Below are 18846 nucleotides of genomic sequence, written 5' to 3'. Positions count from 1 at the left end.
AGTTTCCCGGCGGGGCACGGACGTGACGGCCGTGAAGCGATACCGCTCCACGGCCGTCCACCGTGATCAGGTCGAGGTGCCGAGGTCAGGAAGCCGGTGGCGGCGTGCCGCCCTCGCCCATGTGGGACAGACGGTCAATCGCGTCCTTGGCCTTCTGCGAGCCGGACTCGATCTTGTCGCTGTACTTGCCCTTTGTCTTTTGATCGACCGTTCGTGCGGCCTTGTCGATCCCATGGTCGATCTTGCCCCCGTGCTGCTGCGCGAGGTCGCCGACCTTGTCCTTCGCCGGACTCAGCTTGGCCTTCAGACTGTCCAGGAAGCCCATCGGACACCTTCCCTGCTGGGGACTATGTGCGGGCGTTCTCTCCGGCCTCGTTGTCCGCCGCTTCGTCGGCCGACTGCTGCTTCGGGATTTCCACGCTCTCGGAGGACTCCGACCCGGTGGACATCGCCGACTCGTCCAGCGTCGCCCCGGATGAGACCGACGCGGCGACCTGGGAAGCCTTGTCCGTCGGCGCGGCGGCCTCCTCGGCCGACGCCGCGACCGCTCCGGACGAGGAACGGCGAAACCATGAAAAAACACCCATATTTACTCCAGTATTTTACTCGCGTGATCGAAATTCCGCGCCGCCCGGAACGTCTCCTTGCGCCACTCGGGCTCTCGTCCGTCGGCCCTCGTCAGGCCTTCGGCCGTCCGACCGCCCACCGGGCGGGGCCGGTCCGAACCGGCGCGCGAAACCTCGGAACAGCAAACGACTCCGGCTTCGTTCCGTCACGTAACTCGTTCGGGGAGAGGGACGGAGGTTTGCGAGACTGGGGCAGTGAGTAGTTCATCTCCCGCACCGCGGGTCATCGCCGTCGTCGGTCCCACTGCAGCCGGAAAGTCCGATCTGGGGGTATTCCTAGCCCAGCAGCTCGGTGGCGAAGTGGTCAACGCCGACTCCATGCAGCTCTACCGGGGGATGGATATCGGCACCGCGAAGCTGACGCTCGCCGAGCGCGGATCCGTACCCCACCGACTGCTGGACATCTGGGACGTGACCGAGACGGCCAGCGTCGCCGAGTACCAGCGGCTGGCCCGCGCCGAGATCGACCGGCTGCTGGCCGAGGGCCGGACACCGGTTCTGGTCGGCGGCTCCGGGCTGTACGTGAAGGGTGCGATCGACGCACTGGAATTCCCCGGCACGGATCCCGGCGTACGCGCCAGGCTGGAACAGGAACTGGCGGAGCACGGCTCAGGGGCACTGCACGGCAGGCTCGCCGTCGCGGACCCCGAGGCAGGCCGGGCCATCCTGCCGAGCAACGGCCGCCGCATCGTCCGGGCCCTCGAAGTCATCGAGATCACCGGCAAGCCTTTCACGGCCAACCTCCCGGGTCGCGAAGCGGTCTACGACGCGGTTCAGATCGGCGTCGACGTGGCCCGCCCCGAACTCGACGAACGCATCGCCCTCCGGGTCGACCGGATGTGGGAGGCGGGGCTCGTGGACGAGGTGCGGACTCTGGAGGCCGGCGGTCTGCGTGAGGGGCGCACCGCCTCCCGCGCGCTCGGCTATCAGCAGGTGCTTGCCGCCCTGGCCAAGGAGTGCACGGAGGACGAGGCACGCGCCGAGACGGTCCGCGCCACCAAACGCTTCGCGCGGCGTCAGGACTCCTGGTTCCGCCGCGACCGCCGCGTCCACTGGCTGAGCGGCGCCGCTGAGCACCGCGAGGAACTCCCGCAGCAGGCGCTGTCGTTGGTCGAACGAGCGGTTACAGCCTGATCACGTGATGGCATCGGGAAGCCCTGCCCGTCATTGAGGCGACCGGGAGCGTGCCATCATCGAGCATCGATCGACCAGTGGAGTCCGAGTTGGGAGGGCGCGTGGCGATGGAGGCCGGCCCTCGCGACACAGAACAAGACGCACCGGACACGCAGCACGAGGCGGGACGCCTGAGCCCTGACGGGCCCGACGAGCCCCAGGTGACCCCCGAGGTCGAGGTCGAGCTGCGGCCCGCACGCCGTCTGAGGATCTGGCAGCTCGCTCCGATCGTCATGCTTGCCGCCGTCGGTTCGCTGATGTTCGCCTTCCCGCTCGCCTTCGAGTTCGGCGACGGGGGCGCGGTCGTCGCCATGCTCGGTCTGCTGATCAGCTGCTGCGCCGCGGGCTGGGGGATGATGGCCGCGCGCCGTGTCGGCCATACCTGGCCGGGCCTGCCGCCCCGCGGCTCGGGGGAGCGCCCGGACTGGCGTGTCATCGCCCTGTATGTGGCCGTGTGCGGCGTACTGGCCGCGCTGGCCATCTGGCGCGTGGCACGACTGCGCTGAGTCCGGGCCTGCGCTCGGCCTCCTGATGTCTGCCCGTCGCCGCCGCCCGTCCACCGCGCGGCCCGGCTTGGTCCGCTGCTGGTGCGGCCTCGTACAGTTGCCCTGTGAGCACCTCGCAGATCGCCTTCCTCAAGGGTCACGGCACCGAGAACGACTTCGTGATCGTTCCCGACCCGGACAATGCCCTCGACCTGCCCGCATCCGTCGTCGCCCGGCTCTGCGACCGGCGGGCCGGTATCGGCGGTGACGGGCTGCTGCGCGTCGTACGGTCCGCCGCCCACCCCGAGGCGCGGACCATGGCGGCCGACGCCGAGTGGTTCATGGACTATCGCAATGCCGACGGTTCGATCGCCGAGATGTGCGGCAACGGCGTACGCGTCTTCGCCCACTATCTGCAGCGCGCCGGACTGGTCGAGGAGGGCGACCTCGCGGTCGCGACCCGCGGCGGCGTGAAGAAGGTCCACCTCGCCAAGGGGGGCGACATCACGGTCTCCATGGGGCGCGCCCTGCTCCCCGAGAACGGAGTCACGGTCACCGTGGAGGGCCGCAGCTGGGACGCCCGCAACGTGAACATGGGCAACCCGCACGCGGTGGCCTTCGTCGACGACCTGGCACAGGCGGGCGATCTGCTCTCCGTACCGCCGTTCAGCCCTGCCGCCGTCTACCCCGATGGCGTCAACATCGAGTTCGTCGTGGACCGCGGACCGCGCCATGTGGCGATGCGGGTCCACGAGCGCGGTTCCGGCGAGACCCGCTCCTGTGGCACCGGCGCCTGCGCCGTGGCCGTCGCCGCCGCCCGCAGGGACGGTGCGGACCCCGCCGAGACCGGTACCCCGGTCACGTACACCGTCGATCTGCCGGGCGGCACCCTGGTGATCACCGAGCGGCCGGACGGCGAGATCGAGATGACCGGAGCCGCTGTCATCGTCGCCGAGGGCAAGATCGATCCGGCCTGGCTCGAAACGGTGACCGGCTAGAGCTTCGCTCGAATGGGTGATCCGGTTCACGCTGAGCGAGAGCCGGACTCCGCCACGTGGTGGGGTCGGTAGCATCAAGCACCGGCCCGGAGGCGCGTCCGCACCTTCCCACCGCCGGTCGACGTTTGCCGGAGGTGCCCCCATGAGCGCAGAGGCCACCAACCCAGGTGCTCCCATCCGCAGACGAGGCCGCCCCCGGATCGATCTCCGCAGGCTCGGCCGCGTCGCCGTGCTCGGACCGGTCTCCCGTGACCGGCTGCCCGACGCGATCGGCCACGTCGCCGAGGCCCACCGGGCCCACCACCCGGACGCCGATCTCAGCATCCTCCACAAGGCCTACGTCCTGGCAGAGTCCTCCCACCGGGGGCAGATGCGCAAGAGCGGCGAGCCCTACATCACGCACCCGCTCGCGGTCACGCTGATCCTCGCCGAGCTCGGGGCCGAGACCACGACACTGACCGCTTCGCTGCTCCACGACACGGTCGAGGACACCGAGGTGACCCTCGATCAGGTGCGGGAACAGTTCGGCGACGAGGTCTGCTACCTCGTCGACGGCGTCACCAAACTGGAGAAGGTCGACTACGGGGCGGCGGCCGAACCCGAGACGTTCCGCAAGATGCTGGTCGCCACCGGGGACGACGTCCGGGTCATGTCGATCAAGCTTGCCGACCGGCTGCACAACATGCGCACCCTCGGGGTGATGCGCCCGGAGAAACAGGCGAGGATCGCCAGGGTCACCCGTGACGTGCTGATCCCGCTCGCCGAACGGCTCGGGGTGCAGGCACTCAAGACCGAGCTGGAGGATCTTGTCTTCGCGATCCTCCATCCCGAGGAGTACGCACACACCCGGGCACTGATCGCCGCGGCGTCGGCACCGGAATCCGGCTCCCCGGGCGCCACCGAGGACCCCCTCTCCGTCATCGCCGAGAACGTCAGAACCGTGCTGCGGGACGCCGGCATCCCCGCGGAAGTCCTCATCAGGCCCCGCCATTACGTCTCCGTGCACCGCGTCAGGATCAAACGCGGCGAGCTGCGCGGCACCGACTTCGGGCGGCTGCTCGTGCTCGTCGGCGAGGACGCCGACTGCTATGCCGTCCTCGGCGAGCTCCATACCTGCTTCACCCCGGTGATCTCCGAGTTCAAGGATTTCATCGCGGCTCCCAAGTTCAACCTGTACCAGTCGCTGCACACCGCTGTCGTGGGCGCGGAGGGCGCGGTCGCGGAAGTCCTCATCCGTACGCATCTGATGCACAAGGTGGCCGAGGCGGGCGTCGTCGCGCTCGGCAACCCCTACACCGCGGACAGCACCTCCGTGCTGCCGCAGGCCGAACCCGCGGACGGCGAGCGCGCCGACCCGACCCGGCCCGGCTGGCTCTCCCGGCTCCTCGCCTGGCAGCAGTCCGCCCCCGACCCGGACACCTTCTGGACCACCCTCCGCGCCGATCTCGCCGAGGACCGGGAGATCACGGTCTTCCGCACCGACGGCGGCACGCTCGGACTCCCCGCCGGCGCCAGCTGCGTCGACGCCGCGTACGCGCAGTACGGCGAGGAGGCCCACAGCTGTATCGGGGCCCGGGTCAACGGCCGGCTCGCCACGCTCTCCACCGTGCTCAGCGACGGGGACACCGTGCAGCTGCTGCTCGCCGAGGACGCCGCTTCCGGCCCCTCACCGGATTGGCTCGACCATGCCCGTACGCCTGCCGCACGCATCGCCATCACCGGTTGGCTCGACGCCCATCCGGGGGGAGCCCAGGGGGCCTACGGCAGCCAGCCCGCAGGCCGCAGGCCCGAGCGGCGGCAGGCGGACCCGTCGTACGCCGGAGCCGACCGGGCAGCACGCCGCGCCGCGACCGTCGTGGTGGGCATGCCGGACGCCACCGTACGGCTCGCAGGCTGCTGCACCCCCGTACCGCCCGACGACGTCACCGGATTCACCGTGCGCGGCGGCGTCGTCACCGTGCACCGGCGAGAGTGTCCCGGAGTGGCCCGGATGCTGGCAGGGGGCCGGACGCCCGTCATGGTGGGCTGGGGCGACGCGGCGGAATGCCGGGTCACGCTGGTCGCCGAGTCCTTCGGCCGAACAGGGCTGCTTGCCGATCTCACCGAGGCCATCGCGTCGTCGGATGCGGCGATCGTCTCCGCCACCGTGGAACCGCCCAGCGAACAACGTGTTCGGCACACCTACACCCTGCAGCTGCCGGACGCCGCCGGACTGCCCGCACTGATGCGCGCGATGCGGGACGTACCGGGGGTGTACGACGTGAACCGCGCCCAGCACCCGGCCGCCGCCGTCTGAACCAGTCCTCCGAGGCGCCCAGCTGTCCCGGCGACCTCGTTCGAGTGGCACGGCGCGCGCCGCGCCCGTACCCGTGCGGGTCGCTGATAGCCGTAGTCCATGCCGTTCATCCCCCGCCGCCTGCGGGCCGCCCTGCTGGCCACCGCATCGGCCACCCTCGTTGCCGCCGCCCTGCCCGCACCCGTGCCGCTCGGCATCGGCGATTCACTCTTCCCCACCCTCGGCAACCCGGGGTACGACGTCCTCTCGTACGACATCGGATTCACCTACCACGGCAGCAACAGCAAACTCCTGGACGCCGTCACCACCATCGACGCGCGGACCACCGAACCACTGGACCGCATCAACCTCGATTTCACCCGCGGCACCGTCCGTTCCGTCGCGGTCAACGGCCTGCGCGCCGACTTCGCCGTCACGGGCGAGGACCTTGTCGTCGAGCCCCTCGGCACACTGCCCTCCGGAGCGCCGCTCCGGATCACCGTCCGGCACACCAGCGACCCCAGCGGCGACCAGAACAGCGGCGGCTGGCTGCGCACTTCCGACGGCCTGGCCATGGCCAACCAGGCCGATGCCGCGCACCGGGTCTTCCCCAGCAACGACCACCCCGCCGACAAGGCGTACTTCACCTTCCGGGTGACTGCCCCCAAGGACCTGACAGTGGTGGCCAACGGCCTGCCCGTCGGCACGGTCCGGCACGGCGCCTCGACCACCTGGACGTACCGGACCGAGCACCCCATGGCCACCGAACTGGCCCAGGTCTCCATCGGGCACTCGGCCGTCCTGCGGCGGACCGGGCCGCACGGACTGCCGGTTCGTGATGTGGTGCCGGCCGCGGACGCCGCGCGCCTGCAGCCCTGGCTCGAGAAGACGCCCGGACAGCTGGAGTGGATGGAGCGCCAGGTCGGACGCTACCCCTTCGAGACGTACGGACTGCTGGTCGCCGACACAGCGACCGGCTTCGAGCTGGAGACCCAGACACTCACGCTCTTCGAGCGGTCCCTGTTCACCGAGTCGGTGTATCCCACGTGGTACGTCGACTCGCTCATGGTTCATGAGCTGGCCCACCACTGGTTCGGCGACAGCGTCTCCCCGAAGGCCTGGTCCGATCTTTGGCTCAGCGAAGGACATGCCAGCTGGTACGAGGCCCGCTACGCGGAGGAGCACGCCAAGAAGTCGCTGGTGAACCGGATGCGTGACGCCTACACCCGGTCCGACAGCTGGCGCGCAGTCGGAGGTCCGCCGGCCCGTCCCTCCGCGCCCTCGCCGGGACAGAAGATCAGCCTCTTCCGGCCCGTGGTGTACGACGGCAGCGCACTGGTCCTCTACGCGCTGCGACAGGAGATCGGCAAGAGCGCCTTCGGCCGGCTGGAACGCCGTTGGGTGAGGACGCACCGGGACTCCACCGCCACCACGGCGGACTTCGTCCGGCTGGCGTCAGAGATTGCGGGGCGCGACCTGAGCGCGTTCTTCGACGGCTGGCTGTACAGCGAGAAGACCCCGCCGATGCCCGGGCACCCGGACTGGCACAGCACGCAGCCCGCCGGACACCGGTAAACCCGGGTGACGGGGCCGACCTGGCCGTGCCACTATCGACAGGTCGCCGCTGCAGCCGGACCGGAGATTCTCCCGAGCGGGAATCTTCCGGACAGGTCACGCGTTGTGACTGACGTAACGGACTTCCATCGACGTAAGGATCCAATGACCTCCTCTTCTTCCCTTTCCCAGGACGCGCAGAATGCGCAGAGTGCCACGGAGAACGTCACCGAGAGCCTCACCGAAAGCCTTCGGGCCGACGCCCTGATGGAAGAGGACGTCGCCTGGAGCCACGAGATCGACGGAGAGCGGGACGGCGAGCAGTTCGACCGCTCCGAGCGCGCGGCGTTGCGACGTGTGGCGGGCCTCTCCACCGAGCTCGAGGACGTCACCGAGGTCGAGTACCGACAGCTGCGCCTGGAGCGTGTGGTGCTGGTGGGCGTCTGGACCTCGGGGACCGTGCAGGACGCCGAGAACTCCCTCGCGGAACTGGCCGCGCTCGCCGAGACGGCGGGTGCCCAGGTGCTGGACGCCGTCTTCCAGCGGCGTGACAAGCCCGACCCGGCCACTTACATCGGTTCGGGCAAGGCGCTGGAGCTGCGTGACATCGTCCTCGAATCAGGGGCCGACACCGTCGTCTGTGACGGTGAGCTCAGCCCCGGCCAGCTGATCCATCTGGAAGACGTCGTCAAGGTCAAGGTGGTCGACAGGACTGCCCTGATCCTCGACATCTTCGCCCAGCACGCCAAGTCCCGAGAGGGCAAGGCGCAGGTATCGCTGGCACAGATGCAGTACATGCTGCCGCGCCTGCGCGGTTGGGGTCAGTCGCTCTCCCGTCAGATGGGTGGCGGCGGTTCCAGCGGCGGTGGCGGCATGGCCACCCGTGGTCCCGGTGAGACCAAGATCGAAACGGACCGGCGCCGGATCCGCGAGAAGATGGCGAAGATGCGCCGGGAGATCGCGGAGATGAAGACCGGTCGCGAGATCAAGCGGCAGGAGCGCAAGCGCAACAAGGTGCCCTCGGTCGCCATCGCCGGTTACACCAACGCCGGCAAGTCGTCGCTGCTCAACCGGCTGACCGGGGCGGGCGTCCTGGTGGAGAACGCACTCTTCGCCACGCTCGACCCGACCGTGCGCCGGGCCGAGACGCCGAGCGGCCGGATCTACACCCTGGCCGACACCGTCGGGTTCGTTCGGCATCTGCCGCACCACCTCGTCGAGGCGTTCCGCTCCACCATGGAGGAGGTCGGCGAATCCGACCTGATCCTGCACGTGGTGGACGGCTCGCACCCGGTACCCGAGGAGCAGCTCGCCGCGGTGCGCGAAGTGATCCGCGAAGTGGGAGCGCTGGACGTGCCCGAGGTCGTGGTGATCAACAAGGCGGATGCGACCGACCCGCTGGTCCTTCAGCGTCTGCTGCGGAACGAGAAATACGCCATCGCCGTCTCGGCGCGGACCGGAGCCGGAATCGACGAGCTGCTCGCGCTCATCGATGCCGAACTGCCCCGGCCGTCGGTCGAGATCGAGGCTCTCGTTCCGTACACGCACGGCGGACTCATCTCCCGGGCACACGCCGACGGTGAAGTGATCTCCGAGGAACACACCTCGGAGGGCACTCTCCTCAAGGCGCGGGTGCACGAGGAACTGGCCGCGGACCTAGCGCCGTTCGTGCCTGTGGCGCACTGACAGTACGACTCAGTACGGACCGAAGGCCCGCCCCCTCGTGGCGTGGGTTCTAGTGGTTGTCGCAACACCCCAGTTCAGGGGATGCGATGGACTTCAAGATCCGGAAGATCCGGACGGCCCAGGGCCGAAGAGGCTGCTGTGTGAGCGGGAGACATACGTCCGGCTCATGCAGCAGGGCTTCAGCAACGCGCACGCATGCCAGATAGGCGGCATCAACGCGAAGACCGGGCGCCGACGGCGCAACGGCCGCAGCGCCGACCGCAAGCAGAAGGCGGCCCCCGGTTCGACCGGTGGTGCCGCCTTCTGGTCCGTCCCGGTACCTGGACGAGGCGGACCGGATGTACATCGCGGACCGGTTGCGGGAGAAGGCGTTGGTGCGTGCGACAGCCGCCGAGCTGGGCCGCAATCCGTCCACGGTCAGCCGGGAGATACGGCGCAACCGCACGGACGGGGCGCGCGGCCTGTGGCACTACCGGCCGCACGCTGCCGAGGCCGATGCCCGCCGGCCCCGCCCCAAGCCGTGCAGGATCAGCCAGAACACCCTGGTAGGCGCTGGGTGACTCGGAGAACACGTGCCGCAAGGCTTTCCGTTGAGATGTCCACGGCGGTCCACAGGGCGAGAGCCCTGGCCGGGAGTGACTTGAGAGAAGCCTGCTGAGCCGTCAATTCGCAATAACGAGCACGCACGTTCGCCGGCCTCATCGCCCTGCTCATCCTGTTCAACCTGGTGAAAGACAGCTTCCTCCTGGTCTACGGGATCGCAGCCCCGGCCGGAGCCGTTCTGATCACGGCGAGCATGGGCCGCTACCGCGCGCCGGCCGAAGACCCAGCACACGAAGACGCGCCACTTCCCGCCACACCGACGGGAAGTGAAGCAAGAAACCCCGCAGCCAGTGGCACACCACTACAAGCGTGTTGCAACGACTGCTAGAAACCGCCTGGTGAGGAGGCGGGCCTTCGGGCGTGGACCGGACCCTGACTACCGGCCGGCGAACTTGTCGCTCATCGTGATGAAGATCTCCTGCGCGCCCTGGCCCAGGTGGGGTCCTGCGAGCCAGCCCGAAGTTGCCGGGCCGATCGAGGTGTTGGAGACCAGAGCCAGCTTGCCGTCAGAGCCCTCACTGAACCAGCCACCACCGGAGGAACCGCCGGTCATGGTGCAGCCGATGCGGTACATCGTCGGGGTGCTGGGGTTGATGGAGAGCCGGCCGGGACGGTCGATGCACTTGTGCATGATCAGACCGTCGTACGGGGCGGCGGCGGGGTAGCCCCAGGCACCCATGGCGCTGATCTGCGAGATCTCGGGGGCGTCGAAGTTGACCGGCAGGGCATTGCCCACGGTCTCCTCAAGCGACTTCGTGCCGCTCTCCGGCTTCACGTGTAGCACAGAGTAGTCATACGGAGCGCCCTCGTCACCGGTGGGGCCACCACGGGCGATCCACTCACCGGAGGTTGTGGCCCAGTCTGCCCAGAACGCGCCGTACGGGGCGATTTCCTCAGGCCGGGCGTTCTCCAGCGCGGCGGCGGACTTGCCCTTGTCGTTGTAGGCGGGCACGAAGACGATGTTGCGGTACCAGCCCCCCTTCGAACCGGCGTGGACACAGTGTCCGGCCGTCCACACCAGGTTGGACCTGCCCGGGTTCTTCGGGTCCTTGACGACCGTGCCCGAGCAGACCATGGACCCCTCGGGGGAGTCGAAGAACACCTTGCCGACCGGGGCGGCGTGCTCGTGGTACGGCAGGTCCTCAGGCTGTGCCTTGACCGGTGCGGGCTCCGGATCCGTGACGCCCTGGTCGCCGGAGAGGTCACCGGCCGCCATCGTCTTCGCCGGGTCCTTGGCGGACTTCATTCGTTCGGGTTTCCACAGCCCGTCGATCACCGGGTTGACGAAGTCCTTGGCCTCACGCAGCCACTTGTCCTTGTCCCAGTTCTTCCACTCGCCGTTCTTCCACTTATCCGGGTCGACGCCGTGCTTCTTGAGCGTCTCGGCCAGATTGGCGGATGCGCCGCCTCTGACGTGGTTGCCACTGGCGGATTCGACGGCTGCGGGCTTGTCGGCCGTCTTGTCCTCGCTCGGGCCACATGCTGTGGTCGTCAGCGCGAGGGCGGCGACGAGGCCGGTCGCAGCGAGCAGCGGACGTATGGATCGCACTAAAAATTTCCTTCCCTGAAACACTCAGAAAATGCCATGAACGTGTCATGCGAGCGTGACCGGACCCATGGCCACCCCGGGATGCAGGCCCACCCTATGACGGTTCGAGGCATGCTTTTCTGTCACCGGGACACAGGTGCCCCCGACGGACTGCTGTCGCGCCGGGGGCACCTGAAATGCCGTCACCAGCAAGGTGAGTGAAGGGAGTTCGTGCGCGTTACTGTCCCGCGTACTTCTTGCTGACCGCGTCGTAGACGCCCTTGGCCTCCTTGCCGAGGCGCGGACCTGCCAGCCAGCCGGCCGACACCGGGCCGATGGACGTGTTCGACACCAGTGTGGGCTTGCCGTCCTGGCCCGCAGTGACCCAGCCACCACCGGAGGAGCCGCCGGTCATGGAGCACCCGATGCGGTACATCGTCGGGTCCGCCTCGGTGAGCGAGAGGCGCCCCGGCTTGTCCTTGCACTGCAACATCTTCTGGCCGTCGTACGGCGGAGCTGCCGGGAAGCCGGTTGCCGTCATGCTGCCGATCTTCGGCACGGCCGGGGCGTTGAACTCGACGGGCAGCGCCGAACCGACCGTCTCCTCAAGGGACTTCCCGGTCGAGCCCTTCTCCAGGGCCACGTGCAGGACCGCGAAGTCGTACGGGGCTCCCTGGCCACCGGTGGGGCCGCCGTCGGCGATCCACTGGTCGGACGTCTGCGCCCACTGGCCCCACCACACGCCATAGGGAGCGATCTTCTCCTTGGGCGCGTTCTTCAGCTCGGCGAGGGACAGGCCGCTGTTGTTGTACGAGGGTACAAAGGCGATGTTGCGGTACCAGCCGCCCTCCTTGCCCGCGTGCACACAGTGCCCGGCTGTCCACACCATGTTGGACTTTCCGGGATTGGCCGGGTCCTTCACCACTGTTGCGGAGCAGACCATGGAACCCTCCGGGCCGTCGAAGAAGAGCTTCCCCGACTCTGCGGCATTGTCGTGGTAAGGCGACTGCGCATGCGTGGCCTGGACCGGCGCGGGCGTCGGGTCCGTCACACCCTTGTCACCCGAGATGTCGTTGTCGACCGGCTGCTCGGGTGCCTTGTCGGCATCCCGCATACGCTCCGGGTCCCAGAGGCCCTCGATGATCGGGTTGATGAAGTCCTTGGCCTCACGCAGCCACGTGTCCTTGTCCCAGTTCTTCCACTCGCCGTTCTTCCACTTGTCGAGGTCGACTCCGTGTTCCTTGAGCCGGTCCCGCAGATCGTCCGGAATAGTGATCTTGTTGTCCGAGGTCTGCCCGGCGGAGTTGCTCGGCTCGGCATTCGCATGGTCCTCGCTCGGCCCGCAGGCGGTGGCCGTAAGCGCGAGAACGGCGGTGACCGCGGCCACAGTGAGCACGGATGGGGGCGTGCGACGTGCGCTCCTCCCACGACGTGCGGTGAGAACTGGTCGAATCGGTCGCATGTGGTGATCCCCCTGGGACTTCGTAACTCAACACTTCTGTACTGCATTTGGGTACTGATCCGAACGTGCCGCGCACTCAGGGCACGGTGCCCGGAGCGTCGGCACGGTCCCCCACTATGCCGGTGCCGGTGGGGACGGTACGCAGCAGGTCCACAGTTCCGTCTCCGCGGGGATCTTCCGATTTGCCCGTGATCCCCTGCGCCCGGCGTCGTTGGTACGTACGAGGGACTTACGGACAGCGTTCATCCGCGCAGTCCGTCCTTACGGAAACGTACTGACGTGCAACTCAACTGTTACTGCGGGAGGACCAGAAGCCGTGGCCGTGACCGAACCAGCTCCGGTGGCACCGCCCGCGGTGCACGAGGGAATCCTGCGCCGGCAGTCGACGCGCGAATCGGCCGCCCGCACCTATGCGCGGTCGCTACCGATCGTGCCGGTGCGGGCCCGGGGGCTGACCATCGAGGGTGCGGACGGACGGCGCTATCTCGACTGTCTCTCCGGCGCCGGCACGCTGGCCCTCGGGCACAACCATCCGGTGGTTCTGGAAGCGATCAAGAAGGTTATCGACTCGGGTGCGCCCCTCCATGTCCTCGACCTCGCGACGCCGGTCAAGGACGCGTTCACCACAGAGCTGTTCGCCACGCTGCCACGGGAGTTCGCCGACAACGCTCGCATCCAGTTCTGCGGGCCGGCCGGCACGGATGCCGTCGAGGCGGCCTTCAAGCTGGTCCGTGCCGCGACCGGGCGCAGCGGACTCCTGGCCTTCACAGGTGCCTACCACGGGATGACGGCGGGAGCCCTTGCGGCCTCGGGCGGAGCTGAGGACGTCCGGGTGACCCGGCTCCCCTTCCCGCTGCAGTACCGCTGCCCGTTCGGTATCGGTGGCGAACGCGGTGCCGACATCGCCGCCCGATGGACCGAGAGCCTGCTGGACGACCCCAAGGGCGGAGTACCGGCGCCGGCCGGAATGATCCTCGAACCGGTGCAGGGGGAGGGCGGCGTGAACCCCGCCCCCGACGGCTGGATGCGCCGGATGCGTGAGATCACCGCGTCCCGTTCCATCCCCCTGATCGCCGACGAGGTCCAGACCGGCGTCGGCCGGACCGGCGCCTTCTGGGCAGTCGAGCACAGCGGGATCACCCCTGATGTGATGGTGCTCTCGAAAGCCATCGGTGGCTCCCTCCCCCTCGCCGTGATCATCTACCGCTCCGAACTGGACACTTGGGAACCGGGCGCCCACGCCGGCACATTCCGCGGCAACCAACTTGCGATGGCCGCCGGCACGGCCACCCTCGCCTACGTGCGCGAGAACCGGCTTGCCGAGCACGCCGCGACGCTCGGCGCCCGTATGCTCGCCCGCCTCCGCACACTGGCAACCGACCACCCGTGCATCGGAGACGTCCGTGGACGGGGGCTGATGATCGGGGTCGAACTCGTCGACCCCGAGTCCGCCCCGCTCACCGGTGGTACCTCAGGCGCCACCGAGGCACCGCCCGATCCGGTCCTCGCCGCGGCTGTCCGGCAGGAATGCCTCCGACGCGGCCTCATCGTCGAACTCGGTGGACGCCACTCCACCGTCGTACGCCTGCTCCCTCCGCTCACGCTCACCGACGAACAGGCAACGGCGGTCGTCGACCGCCTCGCCGACGCCCTGGCAGCCGCTGAACGCTCGCCGCATCGCCGAATCACGACCGGGTCGACCCACTGACCCCGGACACCCTCACAAGGAAGACCGCCGTGAACCCCACCCCCGCGCCCGCGCCCGAGGCCGACGGCCCCCCCGCCGACCAGCAACGAGGCCAGTCCGTGCTCGTCGGTCGAGTGGCAGTCGAGCAGACGACGGTGCCGCGCCAGATGGCAGCCCCCCATGGCGAGCGGTGTACCCCACATACACCCGCTGTCGGCGCAGGAACGGCCGATCCTCTCGACCACCCGGACCCGCTCCGGGCCGCGGACGCATCAGGTGTCGAGAACCTGCTGCGCTGCTGGGTCCGCGAGAACGGTCTGCCCCGACCCGACGGGGACACTCTCCGTATCCCGCTTCCCGCCAGCGGCACCGCACTGCTCGTCCCCGTCCTTTACTGGTCCGCCACGGGATGGCACCGCTTTGCCCCGCCCACCCTGGAGCACGTAGCCGACGAAGCGCCGACCACCGATGCCGTCACCGTCGCCGCCCTGCTGGGCCGTGAGGCAGACCGCAACGAAGGCGCCGACATGGTGGCCAGGGTCGCCGACTCCGTCCGCCGTACAGCCGGTTTCATCGCCGAGCGACGTCGCACACCCACACCTCCCGCCCACGCGGACCTTTTCCTCAGCGCCGAGCAGTCACTTCTGCTCGGTCACCCCATGCACCCCAGCCCCAAGAGCCGCGAAGGCATCTCCGAGACCGAATCCCGTCTCTACTCACCCGAGTTGCACGGCTCCTTCCCGCTGCACTGGCTGGCTGTGGACCGTTCCCTGCTGGCCACCGAGTCCTCGTGGACGGATGGAGGCCGCCTCGTCCCCGCTGAAGACCTCGTCGCCTCACACGCCGACGGACTGAAACTCCCCGCCAACACGGCACCGATTCCGCTCCACCCCTGGCAGGCCCGGGAACTGGGCAGCCGTCCCGACGTCGCGGCCCTGCTCGAAGCCGGCCTTCTCCATGACCTGGGGCCGCACGGCGAGCCCTGGCACCCCACCTCCTCCGTCCGTACCGTCCATCAGCCCGGCGCCGACGTCATGCTCAAGCTCTCCCTCGGCGTACGCATCACCAACTCCCGTCGTGAGAATCTGCGCAAGGAACTCCACCGGGGTGTGGAGGTTCACCGGCTGCTCCGCAGTGGACTCGCTGCGCAGTGGCACGCCGTCCACCCCGGCTTCGACATCGTCCGCGACCCGGCCTGGCTCGCCGTCGATACACCGGCGGGCGAACCAGTCCCCGGCCTCGACGTCATGCTGCGCCACAACCCGTTCGGCCCGTACGACGATGCGGTGTGCATCGCCGGGCTGACTTCCCCGCGCCCCTGGTCCGGCCGCCCAGGGATGCAATCGCGTCTCGCCGACATCGTCTTCCGCCTCGCTGCCGCCACCGGCAGGACCAGGGGAGCGGTCGCCGCCGAGTGGTTCCTGCGCTACCTCGACCGGGTCGTGCGACCCGTGCTGTGGCTCGACGCCACATCAGGCGTCGCCCTCGAAGCCCACCAGCAGAACACGTTGGTTCTGCTGGACGCCGCCGGCTGGCCCATCGGAGGTCGATATCGGGACAATCAGGGCTACTATTTCCGCGAGTCGCACCGCGTAGCACTTGAGCAGAGGCTCCCCGGCATCGGAACCGTCAGCGACACCTTCGTCTCCGATGCGGTCACCGACGAGCGCTTCGCCTACTACCTGGGCATCAACAACATCTTCGGGCTGATCGGGGCCTTCGGTTCCGAGTATCTCGCCGATGAACGAGTGCTCATCGCTGCCCTGCGCCGGTTCCTCAGCGGAGTCACCGATCTCGGCTCGCCGCTTCCCGCCCAGCTGCTGCAGAACCCGCACCTGCGGTGCAAGGCCAACATGCTGACCCGACTGCACGGTCTCGACGAACTCGTCGGCCCCGTCGACACTCAGTCCGTCTACGTCACCATCGCCAACCCCCTGTACGCGTGAAGGAACACGACCACCGCCTGACCACCGAACCGTCTGAACCGCTGAGAGGAGAGCGTCACCGTGCCTCCCGCCGATGCGCACGCCGATGCCGGAACCGGCCCCGCCCCACAGGCTGGCACCGGCATCGAGGACACCCTGGACCTGAAGCTCTCCGATGAGTTCCTCGGGCTGTTCGGGGAGGACACACCGGCGACAACGCCGGCCTCCGCCCTGCTGGGCACCTCCGATCTGCTCGACAACCCGGCCGAATGGCGACCGGTCACCACGACCGCCGGAGTGTTCCAACTCGTTCCCGTTCGACTGGACCGCGACCTGGCCGTGATCAGTCGTTGGATGAACGATCCCGCAGTCGCCGCCTTCTGGGAACTCGCAGGGGCCGAAGCCGTCACCGCCACCCATCTACGCCCCCAGCTCGACGGTGACGGACGCAGCATCCCCTGCCTGGGCGTGCTGTCCGGCATTCCCATGAGCTACTGGGAGATCTACCGCGCGGACCTCGACCCATTGGCGCGCCACTATCCCGCCCGACCTCATGACACCGGAATCCACCTCCTCATCGGCAGGGTGAAGAACCGCGGGCGCGGCGTCGGCACCACCCTGCTCCGGGCCGTCTCAGACCTCGTACTCGACAACCGTCCTCTCTGCGCACGCGTCGTGGCGGAACCCGACCTGCGCAACACTCCCTCCGTCTCCGCTTTTCTGAGCGCCGGCTTCCGGTTCTCCGCGGAAGTCGAACTTCCCGACAAACGAGCCGCCCTGATGGTCCGCGACCGAGCCCACCGTGCCCAGCTGTGAACGACCTGTTGCACTACTTACACCGCTCGAAGCCCATCGGTTCCGTCCCGAGGAGTCCCCGTGCCGAAGAATCCTGCGAGCTATGAATCAGCAGAGTCTCCCGCGCTGCTCAGCACTCCAGAACTGAACCGGACGGTCTGGGAACGGGCTGCCGCCCGCCTTCTCGCGAAAATGCTCGGCGAGTTCGCCTACGAGGAAGTCATCGAGCCGGTTCCCAGGGCCGACGGGAGTGACACATACGCCCTTGTGCTGGACGACGGCGAAACTCTGAACTTCCGTGCCGGACGCGGTGTCTACGGCGGCTGGCACGTCGCCCCCGGCTCGATGCGCGTCACCGGCCGGAACACACCCGCGGGTACCGGTCAGGACGAGGGGGCCGGGACCATCCCGTTCCGCGATCCGCTGCAGTTCCTTGCCCGCGCCCATCGTCTCCTTGAGCTCGATGGCGCCACTCTCGGCCACCTCATCCGCGAGGTCACCACCACACTCGCCGCCGACGCCCGGCTGGACCACACCGCGTTCACCGCCGCCCGGCTGGCCGAACTCGACTACGCCGAGCTCGAGGGACACCAGACCGGCCATCCGTGGCTCGTCGCCAACAAGGGGCGCCTCGGATTCTCCGCCGCCGACGCCTCGCGCTTCACGCCCGAGGCCCGCAGGCCGGTCAGGCTGCCGTGGGTCGCCGTGAACACCCGGATCGCCGGCTACCGAGGTGTGACTCGGCTCGCCACTCCCGGGCAGCTGTACGACCAGGAACTCGACGCCCCGGTCCGCGCGTCATTCACCGCCGAGCTCCGCGCCCGCGGCCTCGACCCGGACTCCTACCTCTTTCTTCCGGTGCACCCTTGGCAGTGGGGCGAATGGATCGTTCCGCTGTTCGCCCCGGCCATCGCCGACGGCGACATCGTTCCGCTGCACACCGACGAGGACCTCCGGCTGCCGCAGCAGTCCATCCGCACCTTCACCAACCTCGGACGCCCCGACCGGCACACCGTCAAACTGCCGCTGTCGATCCTCAACACGCTGGTCTGGCGGGGTCTCCCGACCGAGCGCACCCTCGCGGCGCCCGCCGTCACCACCTGGGTCCAAGGACTGCGCGACCGCGACCCCTTTCTGCGCGACACCTGCGGAGTCATCCTGCTCGGAGAGGTTGCCTCCGTAACGGTCGAGCACCCGCTCTACGACCATCTCCCCGAGACCCCATACCAGTTCAAGGAAATCCTCGGCGCGATCTGGCGAGAACCGCTCCACCCCCGGCTCGCGGCCGGTGAGCGCGCCCGCACCCTTGCCTCGCTGCTCCACACGGATCCGCACGGCCGCGCCTTCACGGCCGAGCTCGTCGCCCGCTCGGGTCTGACCCCCTCCGCCTGGCTGACCCGGCTCTTCGCCGCACTGCTCCCACCGCTGCTGCACTTCCTCTACCAGTACGGCACGGTCTTCTCCCCGCACGGCGAGAACGCCATCGTCGTCTTCGACGGCCAGGACGTGCCCGTACGACTGGCGATCAAGGACTTCGTCGACGATGTGAACATCAGCGCCCGGCCGCTGCCGGAGCACGCGACCATGCCGGACGACGTACGCGGCATCCTTCTCACCGAGGAGCCCGGTTTCCTCACCCAGTTCATCCATTCAGGGCTCTTCGTCGGTGTCTTCCGCTTCCTGTCCAGGCTGTGCGAGGAGCAGCTCGCTGTCCCGGAGGGCGAATTCTGGACACTCGTCCGAGCCGAGATCTTGCGCCATCACGCCCGCTTTCCCGAGCTCAAGGACCGGTTCGAGATGTTCGACATGCTGACACCACGTATTGAACGTCTCTGTCTCAACCGCAACCGCCTGTATCGGGACGGCTACCGCGACCGGCCCGAGCGCCCGCACGCCGTTGTCCACGGCACGGTTCCCAACCCGCTCCACCCCTCGGCATGAGTCCTGGAGTGATCCCCGTTGATGCTCCTATTGGCTGTCAAGCGGCGGTTAGCCAGTCGCGGTAGGCGTTGGCGAGAGTGTCGTCACGGCGGGTGCCGCGTTCGATGC

At 68.6% G+C, this 18846-nt stretch carries 14 protein-coding genes and 1 pseudogene; 11 read left to right on the top strand and 4 right to left on the bottom strand.

What is annotated here, in order from left to right:
- Positions 1 to 85: 85 nt before the first annotated feature.
- Together AB0I23_RS35160 and AB0I23_RS35155 are read right to left on the bottom strand one after the other, a co-directional pair.
- A complete protein-coding gene (locus tag AB0I23_RS35160) occupies positions 86 to 325 on the bottom strand; it encodes an antitoxin (RefSeq protein WP_037701395.1) in 240 nt (79 codons plus the stop codon).
- Between the two features lie 22 nt (positions 326 to 347).
- On the bottom strand, positions 348 to 587 hold the full coding sequence (locus AB0I23_RS35155; RefSeq protein WP_359115822.1) for a hypothetical protein: 240 nt from the start codon (positions 585 to 587) through the stop codon (positions 348 to 350).
- Between the two features lie 234 nt (positions 588 to 821).
- Here AB0I23_RS35155 and miaA point away from each other — a divergent pair, with 234 nt between their 5' ends.
- The 7 genes and pseudogenes from miaA to AB0I23_RS35120 form a co-directional block, all read left to right on the top strand.
- Positions 822 to 1760: a tRNA (adenosine(37)-N6)-dimethylallyltransferase MiaA gene (gene miaA, locus AB0I23_RS35150; protein ID WP_359115819.1), complete on the top strand. Its 939-nt coding sequence runs from the start codon at positions 822 to 824 to the stop codon at positions 1758 to 1760.
- A 107-nt stretch (positions 1761 to 1867) separates the two neighbouring features.
- Positions 1868 to 2305, top strand: a complete 438-nt coding sequence (locus AB0I23_RS35145; RefSeq protein ID WP_359115877.1) for a hypothetical protein — start codon at positions 1868 to 1870, stop codon at positions 2303 to 2305.
- Positions 2306 to 2409: 104 nt separating this feature from the next.
- On the top strand, positions 2410 to 3282 hold the full coding sequence (dapF, locus tag AB0I23_RS35140) for a diaminopimelate epimerase (RefSeq protein ID WP_359115817.1): 873 nt from the start codon (positions 2410 to 2412) through the stop codon (positions 3280 to 3282).
- 142 nt (positions 3283 to 3424) lie between these two features.
- Complete coding sequence (locus tag AB0I23_RS35135; RefSeq protein WP_359115814.1) at positions 3425 to 5578, top strand: RelA/SpoT family protein; 2154 nt, start codon at positions 3425 to 3427, stop codon at positions 5576 to 5578.
- Positions 5579 to 5677: 99 nt separating this feature from the next.
- The gene (locus AB0I23_RS35130) at positions 5678 to 7132 is read left to right on the top strand and encodes a M1 family metallopeptidase (protein WP_359115812.1); all 1455 of its coding nucleotides are present in this window, start codon (positions 5678 to 5680) and stop codon (positions 7130 to 7132) included.
- A 144-nt stretch (positions 7133 to 7276) separates the two neighbouring features.
- The gene (hflX, locus tag AB0I23_RS35125; RefSeq protein ID WP_359115810.1) at positions 7277 to 8797 is read left to right on the top strand and encodes a GTPase HflX; all 1521 of its coding nucleotides are present in this window, start codon (positions 7277 to 7279) and stop codon (positions 8795 to 8797) included.
- Between the two features lie 86 nt (positions 8798 to 8883).
- Positions 8884 to 9336: pseudogene (locus AB0I23_RS35120) on the top strand (helix-turn-helix domain-containing protein); the annotation flags it as partial.
- A gap of 440 nt (positions 9337 to 9776) precedes the next feature.
- On the opposite strand, the gene AB0I23_RS35115 reads toward AB0I23_RS35120, so the two are convergent.
- Together AB0I23_RS35115 and AB0I23_RS35110 are read right to left on the bottom strand one after the other, a co-directional pair.
- Positions 9777 to 10949, bottom strand: coding sequence for a trypsin-like serine peptidase (locus tag AB0I23_RS35115; protein WP_359115807.1), 1173 nt, complete (start codon positions 10947 to 10949; stop codon positions 9777 to 9779).
- Positions 10950 to 11166: 217 nt separating this feature from the next.
- A complete protein-coding gene (locus tag AB0I23_RS35110; protein ID WP_359115805.1) occupies positions 11167 to 12324 on the bottom strand; it encodes a trypsin-like serine peptidase in 1158 nt (385 codons plus the stop codon).
- Between the two features lie 382 nt (positions 12325 to 12706).
- Between AB0I23_RS35110 and AB0I23_RS35105 the strand changes: the two genes are divergently transcribed.
- From AB0I23_RS35105 to AB0I23_RS35090, 4 genes are read left to right on the top strand one after another with little or no spacing between them, the layout of a single operon-like run.
- The gene (locus AB0I23_RS35105) at positions 12707 to 14098 is read left to right on the top strand and encodes a diaminobutyrate--2-oxoglutarate transaminase family protein (RefSeq protein WP_359115803.1); all 1392 of its coding nucleotides are present in this window, start codon (positions 12707 to 12709) and stop codon (positions 14096 to 14098) included.
- Between the two features lie 29 nt (positions 14099 to 14127).
- Complete coding sequence (locus AB0I23_RS35100; RefSeq protein WP_359115800.1) at positions 14128 to 16023, top strand: IucA/IucC family protein; 1896 nt, start codon at positions 14128 to 14130, stop codon at positions 16021 to 16023.
- A 60-nt stretch (positions 16024 to 16083) separates the two neighbouring features.
- The gene (locus tag AB0I23_RS35095) at positions 16084 to 16818 is read left to right on the top strand and encodes a GNAT family N-acetyltransferase (RefSeq protein WP_359115797.1); all 735 of its coding nucleotides are present in this window, start codon (positions 16084 to 16086) and stop codon (positions 16816 to 16818) included.
- 60 nt (positions 16819 to 16878) lie between these two features.
- Positions 16879 to 18738 carry an IucA/IucC family protein gene (locus AB0I23_RS35090; protein ID WP_359115794.1) on the top strand — a complete coding sequence of 620 codons (1860 nt, stop codon included), beginning with the start codon at positions 16879 to 16881 and terminating at the stop codon, positions 18736 to 18738.
- Positions 18739 to 18846 lie beyond the last annotated feature (108 nt).

Source organism: Streptomyces atratus, from assembly GCF_040655115.1.
Taxonomy (GTDB): Bacteria; Actinomycetota; Actinomycetes; order Streptomycetales; family Streptomycetaceae; genus Streptomyces; species Streptomyces atratus_D.
Note: the sequence above shows the minus strand (reverse complement) of the source record. Positions and strands in the feature narration are given on the sequence as shown.